The organism is Halobaculum halobium (assembly GCF_030127145.1).
GTDB classification, from domain to species: Archaea; Halobacteriota; Halobacteria; order Halobacteriales; family Haloferacaceae; genus Halobaculum; species Halobaculum halobium.
Genome location: NZ_CP126158.1, coordinates 2,359,042 through 2,372,976, shown reverse-complemented (window position 1 = coordinate 2,372,976; position 13,935 = coordinate 2,359,042). Strand labels below are relative to the sequence as shown.

Here is a 13,935-nt window from a genome sequence, read left to right as displayed (position 1 = left end):
GCACCCGAGGGGTGCGGTAGTTCGCTGAGGGTGCCTTACAGGCGGGTAACGTTCGTCGCGCGCGGGCCTTTCTCGGCCGTCTCGATGTCGAATTCGAGCTCCTCGCCCTCCTCCAGATCGCCGCCCTCGATGTCGTCCATGTGGACGAAGACGTCGTCGTCGGAGTCGTCAGTCGCGATGAAACCGTAGCCGCCAGTGTCGTTGAAGAAGTCAACCTTCCCTTTCGCCATACCAGTCGGAGTCGACGATCGCTGATAACCCTTCCGTCACGCGTTCTGGCGCGACAACGCCTCTCGCGCGCGACTCGGTGACACGGTCACAGCTCCAGTCCGAGCGCCCGGTTCGCGCCGAGTAGCGCGAGACACGTTCCAAGCAGCGCGACGACGAGTCCGTAGGCGGCGGCCCAGCCCGCGGCGCTCGCGACCGCGCCGGTGACGACCGACCCGGAGGCTGCGAGGAACATGTACACGGTCCGCAGCAGGCCGAAGCCGTAGCCCCGTTCGGCGTCGGTCAGTCGGTCCATGAACCGCGCCTGTATCGGCCCGGGCCAGGAGATCCCCGCACCGAGCACCGCGACGCCGGCGACGATCCCGGCGGTCCCGGGAACGAACACGAGCGTCGCGATGGCGGCGCCTGCGAGGGTGACGCTGATCGCGACGGCGGCGTCGCGCGAGAGCGCGTCCGACACTCGGCCGTTCACTGGTTGGGCGACCGCGCTGATCGCGAACACCGCGCCGAAGGCGGTCGCCGCCGTCGACGGCGCCAGGCCGCGGTGGGCGACGAGAAACGCCGCCAGGAACGACGACACCGCCTGGAAGGTGAACCCGCACAGCACGGCGATGGCGGTCGTGTACGCCAGTGGCGGTCGAGTGATCACGTCGGCGATGCGCCGCGGATCGACCGCCGCCCGAAAGTTTCGATCGGGGTTAGCGGGCGGCAACGACGGCACGAACAGCAGCGTCGCGGCGGCAACGGGGACCGCGACGCCCGCGCCCGCGCCGACGGCCACCTCCCACCCGAACCGCTCGGCGAGCACGCCCCCGGCCAGGGGAACGCCGCGCCGGCGACGGCGCCCGCACCGGTGAGGACGCTCAGGGCGCCGCCGCGCTCGTCGTACAGTCGCGACAGCAGCGACGTGCCCGGCGAGAAAAACAGCCCCGCGCCCGCACCGAGCACGAGCGTCGCTGCACCGAACGCGAGCACGGACGCCGACAGCGCCACGAGGGCGGTGCCGACGCCCGCCCCGACGATCCCCGCGAGGACGACCGGCCGCTCACCGAACCGGTCGGCGAGCACGCCGCTGGGGAACTGCAACAGCGCGTACATCGCCCACATCCCGGTGAGCGCCAGCCCGACAGTCGCCTCGGTCGTCCCGAAGTCGACGAGGACGAAGGGGACGACCGCACCGAGGAGCAACCGCGCGCCGAGTTGGCTGAAGTTCCCCGCGCTCACCGCCGCGAGCGCGAACCGACGGCGACCGCCGCTCATTCGGTCACGTGGCGTTCGGCGGCCGCGCGGACCCGGTCCGGGAGCGGTTCGGGACCGTCTTCGCCCATCGCGACCTGGACGGTCTCCCCCTCGGCGACGAGGCGGTCCTCGAAGTGCAACTCGTAGCCGAAGGTGAGACTGGTCGTCCCCACGTCTTGCACGTCCACGGCCGCCCGAACGGCGCCGGTTCCCTCGATGGGAGCGCGAAAGTCGATCGAAAGCGACGCGAGCGCCGCCCGCGAATCGGCCAGGTCGACGCCGACCTCCTCGCTGAAGAAGGCGGTTCGGACCTCCTCGAAGTAGGTCGCGTACACCGCGTTGTTCACGTGGCCCATCGGGTCGAGGTCGCGGTAGCGGACCGGAACCGTCGTCTCGAATGTCATACTCGGTGGTGGGCGTGCGGGCCTTTCGAGCTATCGTTCCCCGGACGCGGTTGCCACAGCAGCACGGGAGGCGACCCTCGTCGCCAGCGACGCCCCCCACAGCGCGACCACTCCCAGCGCGATCACCGCGGCGTCTGCAACCGAGGGGAGCAGCCCCAGCGAGACGATGAGCGTCGTCGCGCACGCCGGAGCGTGCCGCGTGTCCGTCAGCGCCATTCCGGCGGTCGTCGCCCCGACCGAGACGACGGCGCTGGCGGCGAGGCGCGCCCCCGCCGACTCCCCGCGGCGAGCGCGCCGGTGATGACCGCGCCGTCGGCGAGGCCGTGGTACGCGAGCAGCCCCGCCACGATTCCGACGGCGTGTCCCCCCAGCAGCGACCGCGCGCTCGGGCGGCCGGACCCGGCGGCGATCAGGTACGCTGACGGACCGAGACTCGGGAACACGAACGGGCGGCCGGTCGCCCACGCGAGCGCGCCGGCGACCGCGAGGAGCCCCGCGGCGTGGACCGCGTCGGCGACGGCCTCAGAGCGTGACGACACGGTGGCGACTGGCGACCTCGACGCGAATGAACCCGACGGTCCGTGCCCGGGCCCACCGAGCGCGGACGAGTATCCCCGCGGACAGCGACCGGTGTCTTGAAAGTCCCGGCCCACACATCGGGAGGTATGAGCCTCGAGATGGAGTTCTACTGCCCGAACTGCGGCGAGGACCGCGACTTCTGGCGCGTCGCCGCGATGACGCTGCACCTCGGCGAGAAGACGAAGTGGCGGTGCAACGACTGCGACTACGGTCTCACGCGGATCAACGGCGACCGCGCCTCCCCGATCGAGGCGTAGGGCGTCCCGCGACCGGCCCTCGTTTTCGACCGCTCGGCGATCGCGTCGTCGAAGCGGCTGCGCTGTCTCGCGCGACGCATCCGCGACTCGCGGTGTCGCGGCAGAAGCACGGTGAAAAAAAAAAAAAACGGAGACCGCAGCGGTCGGAGCAGTTCGAGACTGGTCGCCGATCAGTCGTCGTCGTTCGAGGTGATCGGCTCGGAGCGGTCCTCGGCGAAGCCCTCGGACTCCTCGATGCGCTCTTTGGCCTCGGGGTCGAACTGCGTCTCGATGTCCTGATAGCGGTCGACGAACGAGAGCGCGTGGTGGCTCTCGGTCTCGTGGCCGATGTAGCGCTCCTCGAGGTCCCACTGGGCCTCGGCGCCGTTCTCGGCGATGTTCTGCATGTCCTCGTAGACCGCGTGTGCGCCCGAGTGCAGGGCGTACAGCGTGATGAACTGGTACTTGTAGCCCAGGTCGCCCAGCTCCTCGAACGTGAGCGGGTCCTCCTCGGCGCCCCACTCGAACGACGACGAGTAGTTGAACGCCAGATCTAAGTCGGGGTGCGTCTCGTGGATCGTCTCGGCGTACTCGACGGCGTCCTCGCGCGAGGGGTCGGGCATCTCCGGCCAGACGAGGTCGACGCCGGCGTCGGCGTAGATCCGCCCGCGTTCGAGGTGCTCCTCCCAGTCGCCGTTGGCAGAGCCGTAGGCGTCCGTCCGGGCGATGACGACCGTGTCCTCGCTCTGCTTCGCGTCGACGGCCGCCTCGAAGCGCGAGCGGGCCTTCTCGCGGGAGATGATCTGCTTGCCAGCGATGTGGCCGCAGCGCTTGGGCGTCGTCTGGTCTTCGATGTGGACGGCGGCGACGCCGGCCTTCTCGTACTCGCGGACGGCGCGGCGGACGTTGTGGGTGCCGCCGTAGCCGGTGTCGCAGTCGGCGATGACCGGCAGGTTCGTCGCCTCGACCATGCGCTTGGCGTTCTCGACCATCTCGGTCATCGTCACCATCTCCAGGTCCGGGAAGCCGAACTGGCCCAGAACGGTGGAATAGCCGGACATGTACGCGGCGTCGAGGTCGGCCATCTCCGCGAGGCGGGCGTCGAGCGCGTGGTACATGCCGGGGGCGAAGACGTAGTCCTGTTCGTCCAGCATGCGGCGCAGCTTCGCGCCCTGCGGGTTGTCGATGTCCTTCGTGAAGACGTCTTGGTCGAGTTCTGAGGGGTGCATTATTCGGAGTCCTCCATGAGCGCGATCTCGAACGGGTCGCGGCGACGGCGGCGCTCGGCGCGGTCGCGTCCGGCGTCTGCGGTGTCGGTGATGGTTGCGGTGTCGGTCGTCGTGTCGGTGCGGCCCGTTCGCGTCCCCAGATCCGGGACCAGCGGCGCGTCGGTCTCTTCGGTCGGTCGGGTGCCGGCGGTGGAGCGGGTGGCGCGACGGCTCATCGGTCGTCGCCCTCCGTGGAGAACAGGCTCAGTTCGCGGTCGTCGATTTCGTCGAGGTCGGTTTCGGGGTTCGGGTTGAATGTCATGGGGTGGGTCGTTCGGGTGGTGTAGGTGGCGTCGGCGGGTCGCAGTCGGTCGGAGCGGCCTGTGCGTGTTCTGCTGCGGATTTGCGGTCGTGTACACCCATGCTGTGTCGCCTCACCTGGTTCGAGTCGGGAGGATACAATAAATGTAACGAACTATAATGATAATATTCTATAATCGGTTTCGACTCCTGAAGGAGCCTTAATTGTCACTGGTTGTCACAGACGTGAGCGAGACGAGACCGACAGGGCGATACGCCCCACCGAAGAGGTGCCGCGTATGTCGCAGCGGGACCCCGCCTGGCTCACTGGCTCGCTCGTTGCTGCCGGCGGCGCCGTCGGCGCGTCGGCCCGCCACGCCGTCGGCGGGGCGCTCCCGGGCTTGTGGGGGACGCTCGCGGCGAACGTCTCCGGCAGTCTGCTGCTCGGCGTTCTGCTGTACGAGGCGCTTCGCACCGACCGGCTGGGCGACCGGACGCGGACGCTGCTGGCGACGGGCGTGCTCTCGTCGTACACCACCTACAGCACGTTCACCGTCGAGACGATACAGGCGGCGCCGCTCGTCGGCGTGGCGTACCTCCTCGGCAGCTACGGGCTCGGGTTCGCGGCCGCGCTCGCCGGGCGCGACCTCGCCGCCCGCGTCGACCCGCGGCCCGACCGGGAGGTGCGCGCGTGACCCTCACGACCGCCGCGCCGGCGCTCGCGTCCGTGGGGGTGCTCGCGACCGTGCCCGATCCCGCACTCGTCGCCGTCGGCGGCGCCGCCGGCGCCGTCGCGCGTCACCTGATCGGGTCGGCTGTCAACCGGGAGGAGTTCCCGCTGGGGACGCTGACGGTCAACGTCCTCGGGAGCTTCCTGCTCGGGCTGCTCGTCTTCTGGCCCGTCGGCGGCGACGCCCTCCTGCTGGCGGGGACGGGCGCCTGCGGCGCCTTCACCACGTTCTCGTCGTTCTCGGTGGCGACGGTGCGGCTGTGGGACCGCGGCGAGCGCGGACGCGCAGTCGCCTTCGTCGCCGGCAACACCCTCCTCGCCGGGGGCGCAGTCGGGCTCGCGGCCGTTCTCGCCGGCGCGGTGTGAGCGGGTGACTGTCCCGAGAAGCGGCGCCGATTCCGTCGCGACCGAAACGCCCGAGTCCCTCCCCGGCGTCGTTGCGCGTATGTCACGACGCGTACTTGTCGCGCTCGATCGGTCCGATCAGTCCACGAAGGCGCTCGATCACGCGCTGGCGGTCCACGAGGACGCGACGCTCGTCCTCGTCAACGTCGTCGACCCGACGCGGTGGGTGTCCGCCGGCGACGGCGAGGGCATGGACGCGTTCTACTCGAAGGAGCTCGAGGAGTCCGCGAAGGAAGCGAGCGACGAGCTGCTCGAATCGGCGGCCGAGCGCGCCGACGAGGCCGGCGTCGACGCGGAGACGGTTCGACTGGTCGGCGGGCCCGCCCAGTCCATCCTCGACTACCTCGACGACGAGGGCGAGAACGTCGATCAGGTGGTGATGGGAAGTCACGGGCGGAGGGGGCTCAGCCGCGTCCTCATGGGCAGCGTCGCCGAGAAGGTGACGCGGCGGTCGTCGGTTCCGGTGACGGTCGTTCGGTGAGCCGACCCGCCGACACCGATTAGCCCCTCGCCGTCGTGGTGTCCATGTGACCGCCCACCCCGGCTTCCACTCGCTGCACGAGGAGACCGCCGAGACGCTCCCGGTCGAGGGGTCGCTCCCGGACTGGCTCGCGGGCAGCCTGATCCGGAACGGTCCGGGGGCGTTCTCGTTCCCCGACGGCAGCGCCGTCGACCACTGGTTCGACGGGCTGGCGATGCTGTACCGGTTCACCTTCGACCCCGGGAACCGCGGCGGCGGGCGGGACGCCGGCGGCGACGCCGTCGACGGCGACGCGGTCCACTACCGCAACCGCTTCCTCCGCACCGACGCCTACGAGGCCGCCCGCGCCGGGGAGTTCGACGGCGGCTTCGCCACCGGCGAGACCACCCTGCGCTCGCGGCTCGCCACCTTCCTCCGAGAGCCGTACGACAACACCAACATCGTCGCCGAGCGCGTCGGCGACGACTACCTCGCGCTCACGGAGTCGCCGCGGCGGGTCCGATTCGACCCGAACGACCTCGACACGCTCGGGACCGACGACGCCGGCGACGGCGACGACGGCCCCGTCGGACACCTCGCGTGCGCACACGTCAAGCGCGACCCCGCCACGGGCGCGCTCCTCGCCGTCGAGACGCGGTTCGGGCGCACGAGCAGGTATCTCGTCCACGCACTCACGCCCGACGGCGAGCGTCGACACGTCGGCAGCGTCGAGACGGAGCAGCCCGCGTACCTCCACAGTTTCGCGCTGACGCCGCGGTACGTCGTGATCGCGGAGTTCCCGCTGCGGCTCGACCCCGTCCGGCTGTTCAAGCCGGGGCGCCAGCGCCCGTTCATCGAGCAGTTCGAGTGGGAGCCCGAGCGCGGGACCCGGGTGATCGTCGTGGACCGCACGACCGGCGAGGTGGTCGCCGACCCGGTGACCGACGCCGTGTTCGGCTTCCACCACGTGAACGCCTTCGAGCGCGACGGCGGCCGGGAGATCGTCTTCGATCTGGAGACGGTGCCTGACGCGACGACCATCGACTCGCTGTACCTCGACGAGTTGCGGGCGGGGAGCTTCGGGGCGCTCGGCGCGCAGGTCGACCGCTTCGTCGTCGACCTCGGGAGCGCGAGCGGGTCGGGCCGGTACCGCGTCGGCGACGCGACCGTGACCCGAGAGACGCTGTACGACGGCGGCACCGCGCTCCCGACCGTGTCGCCGGCGCGGTGGTGTCGCGAGCACCGCTACGTCTACGCGATGGGCACCGACCGTCCGGTGAACGAGTGGGCGAGGAGGGTCCTGAAGCTGGACGTCGAGACCGGCGAGGCCGTCGAGTTCGACGACGGCGGCTACTTCGGGGAGCCGATCTTCGTGCCGAACCCCGACGGGGAGGCCGAGGACGACGGCGTCGTGCTCGCGGTGACGCTCGAGGAGGGCGTCGGCGTCGACGGCGACGCGACGACCGGCCGCTCGGCGCTCGTGGTGCTGGACGGCGAGACGTTCACGGAGCGGGCGCGGGCGCGACTACCGCACGCGGTGCCGTTCGACTTCCACGGGCGGTACTTCCCCGAGTTGCGGGCTCGACGGCCGACGACGGCATGATCGGACCGGGTCGAACCCTCGTGGTACCACGACCCTCGGAAGGGTTATGACCCGAAGGCCTGTACACTTGTTTGCAATGGCAAACGGAAAAGTTGATTTCTTCAACGACACTGGCGGCTACGGTTTCATTTCGACTGAGGACGAGGACGACGACGTGTTCTTCCACATGGAGGACGTTGGCGGTCCGGATCTGACGGAGGGTGAGGAGATTGAATTCGACATCGAACAGGCCCCCAAGGGCCCGCGCGCGACGAACGTCGTCCGCAACTAAGCCGGTTCGCTCGTCGCCTGACGGCGACGGAGGACGGGTACTTCGATTTTAGCGCGTCCCACTCGCCCCGGAGCTGCGGCGTCGGCCCCGGCGACCTACTCGTCTCCTTCCAGCGCGTGCCACGACAGCCGCGGGTTGCGCGCCGCCGAGGTCTGGTCGACCCGGCGCGAGGCGGTCTTCGTCGGCGCCGCGTCCAACTCCTCGTCGGTGTCGGCGAACGCCTCGTTGAACGCGTGCGCCAGGTCCTCCAGCGAGCGCTTGTTCTCGACCTCGGTCGGCTCGGTCAACATCGCCTCGGGCACCATCTCGGGCCACTTCGTCGTCGGCGGGTGGACGCCGTAGTCGAGCATCCCCTTCGCCACGTCCGCGGCGTCGCGCTCGCCCGCGGTCGCGGCGAACTCGTGGTGGAACGGGCCGTACGGGACGTCCATGTCGAGCAGGCTCGCGAGGTAGTTCGCGTTCAGCGTCGCCTTCGCGGAGGCGTCGAGCAGCCCCTCGTCGCCGAGGCGTCGGATGTAGGCGTACGCGCGTATCAACACGAGCCAGTTGCCCGAGAAGCCGTGGACCTTGCCGATCGAGTGCTCGGGGTCGAACAGTTCGTACTCGGTGTCGCCGTCGGCGTCGTCCGCGTGTCCGTGCCCGCGGTCGTGGCTGTGATCCGCCAGTTCGCCGCCGTCCGCGGCGGTGGCGGTGTCCGCGTCAGTGGCACCGCCCGAACCGGGCACCTCGCGCACCCGCGGCCGCGGGAGGAACTCGCTCAGCTCCTCGACGACGCCGACCGGCCCCGCGCCGGGGCCGCCGCCGCCGTGTGGCGTGGCGAACGTCTTGTGGACGTTGTAGTGCATGATGTCGAAGCCCATGTCGCCGGGGCGGGCCCGACCCAGCAGGGCGTTGAGGTTCGCGCCGTCGTAGTACAGCAGGCCGCCGGCGTCGTGAACCATGTCGGCGATCTCGACGATGTCGCGCTCGAACAGCCCCACCGTGTTGGGGTTGGTGAGCATCAGCGCGGCGGTGTCCTCCGATACGGCGGCCTCCAGCGCCTCCACGTCGACGCGGCCGTCCTCCCCGGAGGGTAGCTCCACCACGTCGTACCCGGCCATCGCCGCGGTGGCGAAGTTGGTGCCGTGCGCGGACGCGGGGATGATCACCTCGCTGCGGTCGTTGCCGTGGTGCTCGTGGTACGCCTTCGCGACGGCGATACCGGTGAACTCGCCGGCGGCGCCCGCGGGCGGCTGGAGCGTCACGGCGTCCATCCCACCGATCGTCGCGAGGTACTCCTGGAGCCCGTGAAGGAGTTCGAGGTTCCCCTGCACGGTCTCGGGGTCGCGGTCGGGGTGGACAGCCGCGTTCGGGTCCGCGGCGACGGCGTCCGCGAACGAGGGGTTGTACTTCATCGTGCACGACCCCAGCGGGTACGGTCCCGCCTCGACGCTCCAGTTCATCTGCGACAGCCGGGTGTAGTGTCGCGCCAGCTCCGGCTCCGACAGCCCGGGCAGCTCCAGCGAATCGCGCGTCAGATCGTCCGGGAGCGCGGAGCCCTCGCCGGGGTCGAGTGCCGTGGCGTTCTTCTCCGACAGCAGCGGCTCGTTTCGCGTCTCGTCGCCGTAGCGGGCCTGATCATAATTCATGCTGTCACCTCCGCGAACGCGGCGACCAGATCGTCGGCCGCGTCGACGTTCAGGTCGGTCACGCACACTTGCAGCGTCTCGTCGTCGAGGACGTGGACGGCGAACCCGCGGTCCTCGAGGCCGGCTGCGACGCCGGGCGCGTCCTCGACGCCGACGGAGAACTCGCGGAAGTGGTGCCGGTCGTCCAGCGGCGCGGTCACGCCGTCGAGCGCGTCGAGGGAGGCCGCAACCGACGCCGCGTCGCGGACACAGTCCTCGGCCAGACCGACGAGGCCCTCGGGGCCGAGGTACGCCGCGTGCATCGCCGCCCGCAGCGCCACCCACGCCTGATTCGTGCAGATGTTCGAGGTGGCGCGCTCCTTCCGGATGTGCTGCTCGCGCGTCTGCAGCGTCAGCGTGAACGCCCGCCGGTCCTCGGCGTCCTCGCTTTTCCCGACGAGGCGGCCGGGCACCTGCCGGAGGAACTCCTCCTTGCAGGCGAACAGCCCGAGGCCCATCCCGTAGCTCGCGGGCAGGCCGAGCGCCCCGGCCTCGCCGACGACCACGTCGGCGCCGACCGACGCCGGCTCCTCCAGCAGCGACAGCGCGACCGGGTCAGACCCGACGCAAAACAGCGCGTCGTGCTCGTCCGCGAGGTCGCCGATCGCCGCCAGTTCGGGCTCGATGGCGCCAGTCACGGTCGGCGACTCCGCGTACACGAACGCGGTGTCCCCGTCGACCGCGTCCGCGAGCGCGTCGAGGTCCGCGGTGTTGTCGGCGTAGGGGTACGTCTCGACGGTCAGATCCGAGCCGTCGACGTAGTTGTCGAGCGTTCCCCGCTTGCCGTCGCGCAGGTCCGCGGGGACGAGCACGGTCGACCCGGTGGTCGAGCGGACGCGGTCCGAGAGCAGCGCCGCCTCCGCGAGCGCCGCCGCCGCGTCGTACATCGAGCAGTTGGCGATCGGGAGCCCCGTCAACTCGACGAGGATCGACTGGTACTCGAACAGCGCCTGGAGGAACCCTTGGGTGATCTCCGGTTGGTACTGCGTGTAGCTCGTGAGGAACTCCGAGCGCGAGGAGAGGTCGTCGACGACTGCGGGCACGTAATGCGAGTAGTGCCCCCGTCCGAGGAACTCGGTGAGGTCGTCGTTGCGCGCGAACGTCTCCCGGAGGTCGCCGACGACCGCCCGCTCGCCGCGTTGTGGGATGCCGAACTCGCCGTCGAAGGCGACCGCCTCGGGGATGTCGAACAGGTCGGCCTCGTCGTCGACGCCGAGCGCGTCGAGCATCGCCGCCGTCTCGTCGGCGGTGTGGGGGGCGAACGGCGAGCCGCCCGTTCCCGCGCTGCGTCCGCTCATCGGGGGACCACCCCGACACGTCCGTGTGGGTTCGACGCCGCCGCGTGTCCACGTCTGTCCATAGATGTGCCTACGGCGCGCCCACCAAGAGTCGTTCGTTCCCGGGCGGCGTGGCCGGCTGTCGTCGCGTACGACGTGAGCAGGGCGTCGTCGGTACGGGTGGCGTGAAGCGTTTGCCGCCGCGGCTCCCAGTTCCCGTATGGCCGACCCCGTCGACCCGCCGAAGACCGACCCGCTCGACGTCGACGACGATCCCGCCGTGTCGCCGCGGCCGTACGCGGACCTCGTCACGGGCGTGATGGAGGCGCGCGACTGTTCGAAGCCCCTCGCCGAGAACTGGGTGGACGAACGCGGGCGCGAGGCGGCCGAGCGGTTCCTGCTGGCCCGGTGGGCGTAGTCGGGCAGTCAGGAGTCGCCGTCCGTCGGGGTCTCGGTGAAGACGGACTCGTCCACGACCAGCCGCGTCCAGTAGGTGGTCCCGTCGTAGGCGACGACGTACTCGCCGCTGGCCTCCCACTCCTCGTACGCCTCCGCTTGCCACTCGTGGACGACGACCCGGTCGCGGGCGCGGAAGCGGTCCACGAGCGACCGGAACGCCGGTGACGGTTCCTCGTCGTGGGCGACGTGGTAATCGGTTCCGGCGCGGGGATGCGGCCCGCCGTCGGGTTCGGCCGTCCCGGAGTCGATGGCCGTGTCGAGGATCTCGCGTTCCTCGGCGGGGAGCTCGTCGAGCGCGAAGCCGAACCGCTCGCGCACGTCGGCGCCGAAGGCGGCCGCCGAGGAGACGCGCTCGGCCGTCAGCTCGTACGTGTACACCGTGTAGGTGTTGTCGCTGTCCACCTCGAAGCGCGCCGGGCCGTCCGGCCACACGATCACGGGATACTCCGGCTCGGGAACCAGTGCCGAGTCGGGAACGGCCTCGGGACGGTACGACAGGCTCGTCCCGATCCCCACGGGGCGGCCGTCGTCGTAGCCGCGACTCGCCAGCACCCCCCGGTCGACCGCGGGGAGGTTCTCGTACCGGATGCGCTCGTCCGGGCCGGGCGTCTCCTCGCCCTCGTCGACCCGGATGGGGTTGATCGTCACGCCGAACGAGCGCATCTCGCGGGAGTCGACTGTCTCGGCCGCGAAGCGGTACACGCCGTCGTCGACGACGACCGCCTCGTCGGTCGGAAGGGGTTCGTCGGTGTCCTCGACGGTCGCCGAGCCCGTCTCGACGACTTCGCGGGCGAGTGCGTCCGGATTCTCGGGGTCGTCGTCGGCACCGTCGCCCGCGCCGAACGCGTGGAGGGCCGCGCGGGCGATGTCGGCGTCGTCGGCCGCGGCCATCCGGAGGGAGGCGGTTGGGGAGGGCGCACAGCCGGTACAGCCGCCGGTGGCGGTCACGGCCAGCGTCGCCGTCGTCGCGAGGAACGATCGGCGGTCGAGAGGCATGGGCGCCGGTACACGACAGCCCGGCAAGAAGTATCCGGAGGCGAAAACGACCGTTTCAGGGACGGGTATCGCGTCGCTACGCGATCTGATCGGCGTACTCGTCGGCCGAGAGGAGGTCGTCGAGATCGCCCTCGTCGAACTCCAGTTCGAGCATCCAGCCGTCGCCGAACGGGTCGTCGTTGACGAGTTCGGGCGCGTCGAACAGCGCCTCGTTGACGCCGACGACCTCGCCCGAGACGGGCGCGTAGAGGTCCGAAACCGCCTTGATCGACTCGACGACGCCGAACTCGCCGCCGGCGTCGACGGCGTCGCCCTCCCCCGGGAGCTCGACGAACACCACGTCGCCCAGTTCGTCCTGTGCGAACTCGGAGATGCCGACGCGGCCGGTCTCCGGGTCGATCCACTCGTGTGACTCGCGGTAGCGCAGGTCGTCGGGAACGTCGAAGCTCATCGTCTATCGGAACTGGCGGGGCGGGGGTACTTGGGTGTATCCGAACCCGCGCGGGATCGCCGGGGGTGAACCGGCGAGCGCGCCGGCGGCTCGGTGCCCGTTCGGGCCGGTCGATGACGGCGATGGCAGCTCGATGATCGCGGCGGCGACTCACCGACAGCGCCGGCAACTCGCCGCGCTGCTCGAACGGAACGAAGGGCTACTCGAACGGGACCGAGACGACCTTCGCGCGCTTCTCGCGCCCGCGGACGACCACGCTGACCTCGGTTCCGGGGTCGGTGAGGTCGACCGGGAGGTAGCCGAGCGCGATCGGCTTGTCGAGGCTCGGGCTCATCGTCCCCGAGGTGACCGCCCCGACGACGTGGCCGTCCTCGTTGGTCACGTCGTAGCCGTGGCGCGGGACGCCGCGGTCGAGCAGTTCGATCCCGACGAACGTCTCCTCGACGCCCGCCTCCGCCTGCGCGGCGAGCGCGTCGCGTCCGACGAACTCGGTGTCCAGATCGACCGCGAAGCCGATGTCGGCCTCGTAGGGCGTCCGCGGCTCGTCCTCGGGGTTGAAGTCCTGTCCCGAGAGGAGGAACCCCTGCTCGATCCGGAGCGTGTCGCGCGCGCCGAGGCCGCACGGCGTCGCCTCGTCGGCGAACAGCGCCCACACCGCCTCGGCGGCGCTCCACGGGCACAGCACCTCGAACCCGTCCTCGCCGGTGTATCCCGTGCGGGCGACCCAACACTCGGCACCGCCGAAGGGGGCGAACGTCGCCGAAAACCGCGAGAGGTCGCGCACGTCGGGACCGCCGTCGTCGACCGCGCTCGCGACGAGGTCGGGCGCGTCGGGGCCCTGGACCGCGAACATCGCCCAGTCCTCCGTGACGTTGCGGACCTCGCAGTCGAGGCCCCACTCGTCGCGATGGTCGACCCACCGCTCGTGCATCTCGGCGTCGTGGCCCGCGTTCGGGATGAACAGGTACGCGGGGACCGCCTCGGGGCCCTCGCGCTCGCCGGCGTCGTCCCCGCCCGCGTCGACGGCGCCGCCGTTCGCGCCGTCGCTCGGTCGCTCCTCGTCGGGAAGCCGATAGACGACAGTGTCATCCAGCATTACGCCGTCCTCCCGGGTGATCGCGGCGTACTGAGCGTCGCCGGGGTCGAGCGTGGTCACGTCGTTGGTCGTGAGCCGGTTCAGGAGGGCCGTCGCGTCGGGGCCGGCGACCTCGATCTCGCCCATGTGCGAGACGTCGAAGACGCCGGCGGCTTCGCGCACCGCCGCGTGCTCGGCGCGGATCGAATCGAACTCCACGGGCATATCCCACCCGCCGAACTCGGTGAACTTCGCGTCGCGCTCGGCGTGGGCCTCGCGCAACGGCGGGTTCCGGAGCGTCATACCTGGCTCGTCGGTCGCCCCCGAGTAATCCTTTGGTATTCCGA

General features: G+C 70.6%; 19 protein-coding genes and 1 pseudogene. 7 read left to right on the top strand and 13 right to left on the bottom strand.

Annotation, left to right across the window (positions count from 1 at the left end; all coding sequences use genetic code 11):
• Positions 1 to 35 precede the first annotated feature (35 nt).
• The 6 genes and pseudogenes from P0Y41_RS12390 to P0Y41_RS12365 form a co-directional block, all read right to left on the bottom strand.
• Positions 36 to 230, bottom strand: coding sequence for a cold-shock protein (locus P0Y41_RS12390; protein ID WP_222606984.1), 195 nt, complete (start codon positions 228 to 230; stop codon positions 36 to 38).
• 86 nt (positions 231 to 316) lie between these two features.
• A complete protein-coding gene (locus P0Y41_RS12385; RefSeq protein ID WP_284061627.1) occupies positions 317 to 1,009 on the bottom strand; it encodes an MFS transporter in 693 nt (230 codons plus the stop codon).
• 95 nt (positions 1,010 to 1,104) lie between these two features.
• Positions 1,105 to 1,488: pseudogene (locus P0Y41_RS12380) on the bottom strand (MFS transporter); the annotation flags it as partial.
• Positions 1,485 to 1,871, bottom strand: a complete 387-nt coding sequence (locus P0Y41_RS12375; protein WP_284061626.1) for an acyl-CoA thioesterase — start codon at positions 1,869 to 1,871, stop codon at positions 1,485 to 1,487. The pseudogene P0Y41_RS12380 and the gene P0Y41_RS12375, both read right to left, overlap by 4 nt.
• A gap of 30 nt (positions 1,872 to 1,901) precedes the next feature.
• The gene (locus P0Y41_RS12370) at positions 1,902 to 2,087 is read right to left on the bottom strand and encodes a hypothetical protein (protein ID WP_284061625.1); all 186 of its coding nucleotides are present in this window, start codon (positions 2,085 to 2,087) and stop codon (positions 1,902 to 1,904) included.
• Positions 2,078 to 2,410: a hypothetical protein gene (locus P0Y41_RS12365; RefSeq protein WP_284061624.1), complete on the bottom strand. Its 333-nt coding sequence runs from the start codon at positions 2,408 to 2,410 to the stop codon at positions 2,078 to 2,080. Before P0Y41_RS12365 ends, P0Y41_RS12370 begins: the two co-directional genes overlap by 10 nt.
• 126 nt (positions 2,411 to 2,536) lie before the next feature.
• On the opposite strand from P0Y41_RS12365, the gene P0Y41_RS12360 reads away from it, so the two are divergent.
• The gene (locus tag P0Y41_RS12360; protein ID WP_284061623.1) at positions 2,537 to 2,707 is read left to right on the top strand and encodes a DUF7838 family putative zinc beta-ribbon protein; all 171 of its coding nucleotides are present in this window, start codon (positions 2,537 to 2,539) and stop codon (positions 2,705 to 2,707) included.
• A 170-nt stretch (positions 2,708 to 2,877) separates the two neighbouring features.
• On the opposite strand, the gene aceA is transcribed toward P0Y41_RS12360, so the two are convergent.
• Positions 2,878 to 3,915 (bottom strand): isocitrate lyase, encoded by a 1,038-nt coding sequence (gene aceA / locus P0Y41_RS12355; protein WP_284061622.1) that lies wholly within the window; start codon positions 3,913 to 3,915, stop codon positions 2,878 to 2,880.
• On the bottom strand, positions 3,915 to 4,130 hold the full coding sequence (locus P0Y41_RS12350; protein WP_284061621.1) for a hypothetical protein: 216 nt from the start codon (positions 4,128 to 4,130) through the stop codon (positions 3,915 to 3,917). Before P0Y41_RS12350 ends, aceA begins: the two co-directional genes overlap by 1 nt.
• A 363-nt stretch (positions 4,131 to 4,493) precedes the next feature.
• On the opposite strand from P0Y41_RS12350, the gene P0Y41_RS12345 reads away from it, so the two are divergent.
• The 5 genes from P0Y41_RS12345 (at position 4,494) to P0Y41_RS12325 (ending at position 7,663) form a co-directional block, all read left to right on the top strand.
• The gene (locus P0Y41_RS12345; protein ID WP_284061620.1) at positions 4,494 to 4,889 is read left to right on the top strand and encodes a fluoride efflux transporter FluC; all 396 of its coding nucleotides are present in this window, start codon (positions 4,494 to 4,496) and stop codon (positions 4,887 to 4,889) included.
• Entirely contained in the window at positions 4,886 to 5,290 is a 405-nt protein-coding gene (gene crcB / locus P0Y41_RS12340) for a fluoride efflux transporter CrcB (protein WP_321170851.1), read from the top strand. Before P0Y41_RS12345 ends, crcB begins: the two co-directional genes overlap by 4 nt.
• A gap of 79 nt (positions 5,291 to 5,369) precedes the next feature.
• Positions 5,370 to 5,810, top strand: a complete 441-nt coding sequence (locus P0Y41_RS12335) for a universal stress protein (RefSeq protein ID WP_284061619.1) — start codon at positions 5,370 to 5,372, stop codon at positions 5,808 to 5,810.
• A 46-nt stretch (positions 5,811 to 5,856) separates the two neighbouring features.
• Positions 5,857 to 7,392, top strand: a complete 1,536-nt coding sequence (locus tag P0Y41_RS12330) for a carotenoid oxygenase family protein (protein WP_284061618.1) — start codon at positions 5,857 to 5,859, stop codon at positions 7,390 to 7,392.
• Positions 7,393 to 7,468: 76 nt separating this feature from the next.
• The gene (locus P0Y41_RS12325; RefSeq protein WP_073306691.1) at positions 7,469 to 7,663 is read left to right on the top strand and encodes a cold-shock protein; all 195 of its coding nucleotides are present in this window, start codon (positions 7,469 to 7,471) and stop codon (positions 7,661 to 7,663) included.
• Between the two features lie 95 nt (positions 7,664 to 7,758).
• Here the strand turns inward: P0Y41_RS12325 and gcvPB are convergent, their stop codons facing one another.
• On the bottom strand, positions 7,759 to 9,291 hold the full coding sequence (gcvPB, locus tag P0Y41_RS12320; protein WP_284061617.1) for an aminomethyl-transferring glycine dehydrogenase subunit GcvPB: 1,533 nt from the start codon (positions 9,289 to 9,291) through the stop codon (positions 7,759 to 7,761).
• Positions 9,288 to 10,628 carry an aminomethyl-transferring glycine dehydrogenase subunit GcvPA gene (gene gcvPA, locus P0Y41_RS12315; protein ID WP_284061616.1) on the bottom strand — a complete coding sequence of 447 codons (1,341 nt, stop codon included), beginning with the start codon at positions 10,626 to 10,628 and terminating at the stop codon, positions 9,288 to 9,290. Before gcvPA ends, gcvPB begins: the two co-directional genes overlap by 4 nt.
• Positions 10,629 to 10,827: 199 nt before the next feature.
• On the opposite strand from gcvPA, the gene P0Y41_RS12310 reads away from it, so the two are divergent.
• Positions 10,828 to 11,025 (top strand): hypothetical protein, encoded by a 198-nt coding sequence (locus tag P0Y41_RS12310; protein WP_284061615.1) that lies wholly within the window; start codon positions 10,828 to 10,830, stop codon positions 11,023 to 11,025.
• A gap of 8 nt (positions 11,026 to 11,033) precedes the next feature.
• Here P0Y41_RS12310 and P0Y41_RS12305 read toward each other — a convergent pair whose 3' ends face one another.
• The 3 genes from P0Y41_RS12305 to gcvT form a co-directional block, all read right to left on the bottom strand.
• Positions 11,034 to 12,062: a hypothetical protein gene (locus P0Y41_RS12305; RefSeq protein ID WP_284061614.1), complete on the bottom strand. Its 1,029-nt coding sequence runs from the start codon at positions 12,060 to 12,062 to the stop codon at positions 11,034 to 11,036.
• Positions 12,063 to 12,138: 76 nt separating this feature from the next.
• Positions 12,139 to 12,513, bottom strand: a complete 375-nt coding sequence (gene gcvH, locus P0Y41_RS12300) for a glycine cleavage system protein GcvH (RefSeq protein ID WP_284061613.1) — start codon at positions 12,511 to 12,513, stop codon at positions 12,139 to 12,141.
• Between the two features lie 199 nt (positions 12,514 to 12,712).
• Positions 12,713 to 13,891, bottom strand: a complete 1,179-nt coding sequence (gene gcvT / locus P0Y41_RS12295; RefSeq protein WP_284061612.1) for a glycine cleavage system aminomethyltransferase GcvT — start codon at positions 13,889 to 13,891, stop codon at positions 12,713 to 12,715.
• Positions 13,892 to 13,935 lie beyond the last annotated feature (44 nt).

What these genes read in the sequence shown, in the direction of transcription:
- P0Y41_RS12345 (WP_284061620.1), top strand. Translation starts at nt 4,494, where the DNA reads ATGTCGCAGCGGGACCCCGCCTGGCTCACTGGCTCGCTCGTTGCTGCC.
- P0Y41_RS12305 (WP_284061614.1), bottom strand. Translation starts at nt 12,062, where the DNA reads ATGCCTCTCGACCGCCGATCGTTCCTCGCGACGACGGCGACGCTGGCC.
- gcvT (WP_284061612.1), bottom strand. Translation starts at nt 13,891, where the DNA reads ATGACGCTCCGGAACCCGCCGTTGCGCGAGGCCCACGCCGAGCGCGAC.
- P0Y41_RS12335 (WP_284061619.1), top strand. Translation starts at nt 5,370, where the DNA reads ATGTCACGACGCGTACTTGTCGCGCTCGATCGGTCCGATCAGTCCACG.
- P0Y41_RS12375 (WP_284061626.1), bottom strand. Translation starts at nt 1,871, where the DNA reads ATGACATTCGAGACGACGGTTCCGGTCCGCTACCGCGACCTCGACCCG.
- P0Y41_RS12390 (WP_222606984.1), bottom strand. Translation starts at nt 230, where the DNA reads ATGGCGAAAGGGAAGGTTGACTTCTTCAACGACACTGGCGGCTACGGT.
- P0Y41_RS12370 (WP_284061625.1), bottom strand. Translation starts at nt 2,087, where the DNA reads ATGGCGCTGACGGACACGCGGCACGCTCCGGCGTGCGCGACGACGCTC.
- aceA (WP_284061622.1), bottom strand. Translation starts at nt 3,915, where the DNA reads ATGCACCCCTCAGAACTCGACCAAGACGTCTTCACGAAGGACATCGAC.
- gcvH (WP_284061613.1), bottom strand. Translation starts at nt 12,513, where the DNA reads ATGAGCTTCGACGTTCCCGACGACCTGCGCTACCGCGAGTCACACGAG.
- P0Y41_RS12360 (WP_284061623.1), top strand. Translation starts at nt 2,537, where the DNA reads ATGAGCCTCGAGATGGAGTTCTACTGCCCGAACTGCGGCGAGGACCGC.
- P0Y41_RS12325 (WP_073306691.1), top strand. Translation starts at nt 7,469, where the DNA reads ATGGCAAACGGAAAAGTTGATTTCTTCAACGACACTGGCGGCTACGGT.
- P0Y41_RS12310 (WP_284061615.1), top strand. Translation starts at nt 10,828, where the DNA reads ATGGCCGACCCCGTCGACCCGCCGAAGACCGACCCGCTCGACGTCGAC.
- P0Y41_RS12350 (WP_284061621.1), bottom strand. Translation starts at nt 4,130, where the DNA reads ATGAGCCGTCGCGCCACCCGCTCCACCGCCGGCACCCGACCGACCGAA.
- gcvPB (WP_284061617.1), bottom strand. Translation starts at nt 9,291, where the DNA reads ATGAATTATGATCAGGCCCGCTACGGCGACGAGACGCGAAACGAGCCG.
- gcvPA (WP_284061616.1), bottom strand. Translation starts at nt 10,628, where the DNA reads ATGAGCGGACGCAGCGCGGGAACGGGCGGCTCGCCGTTCGCCCCCCAC.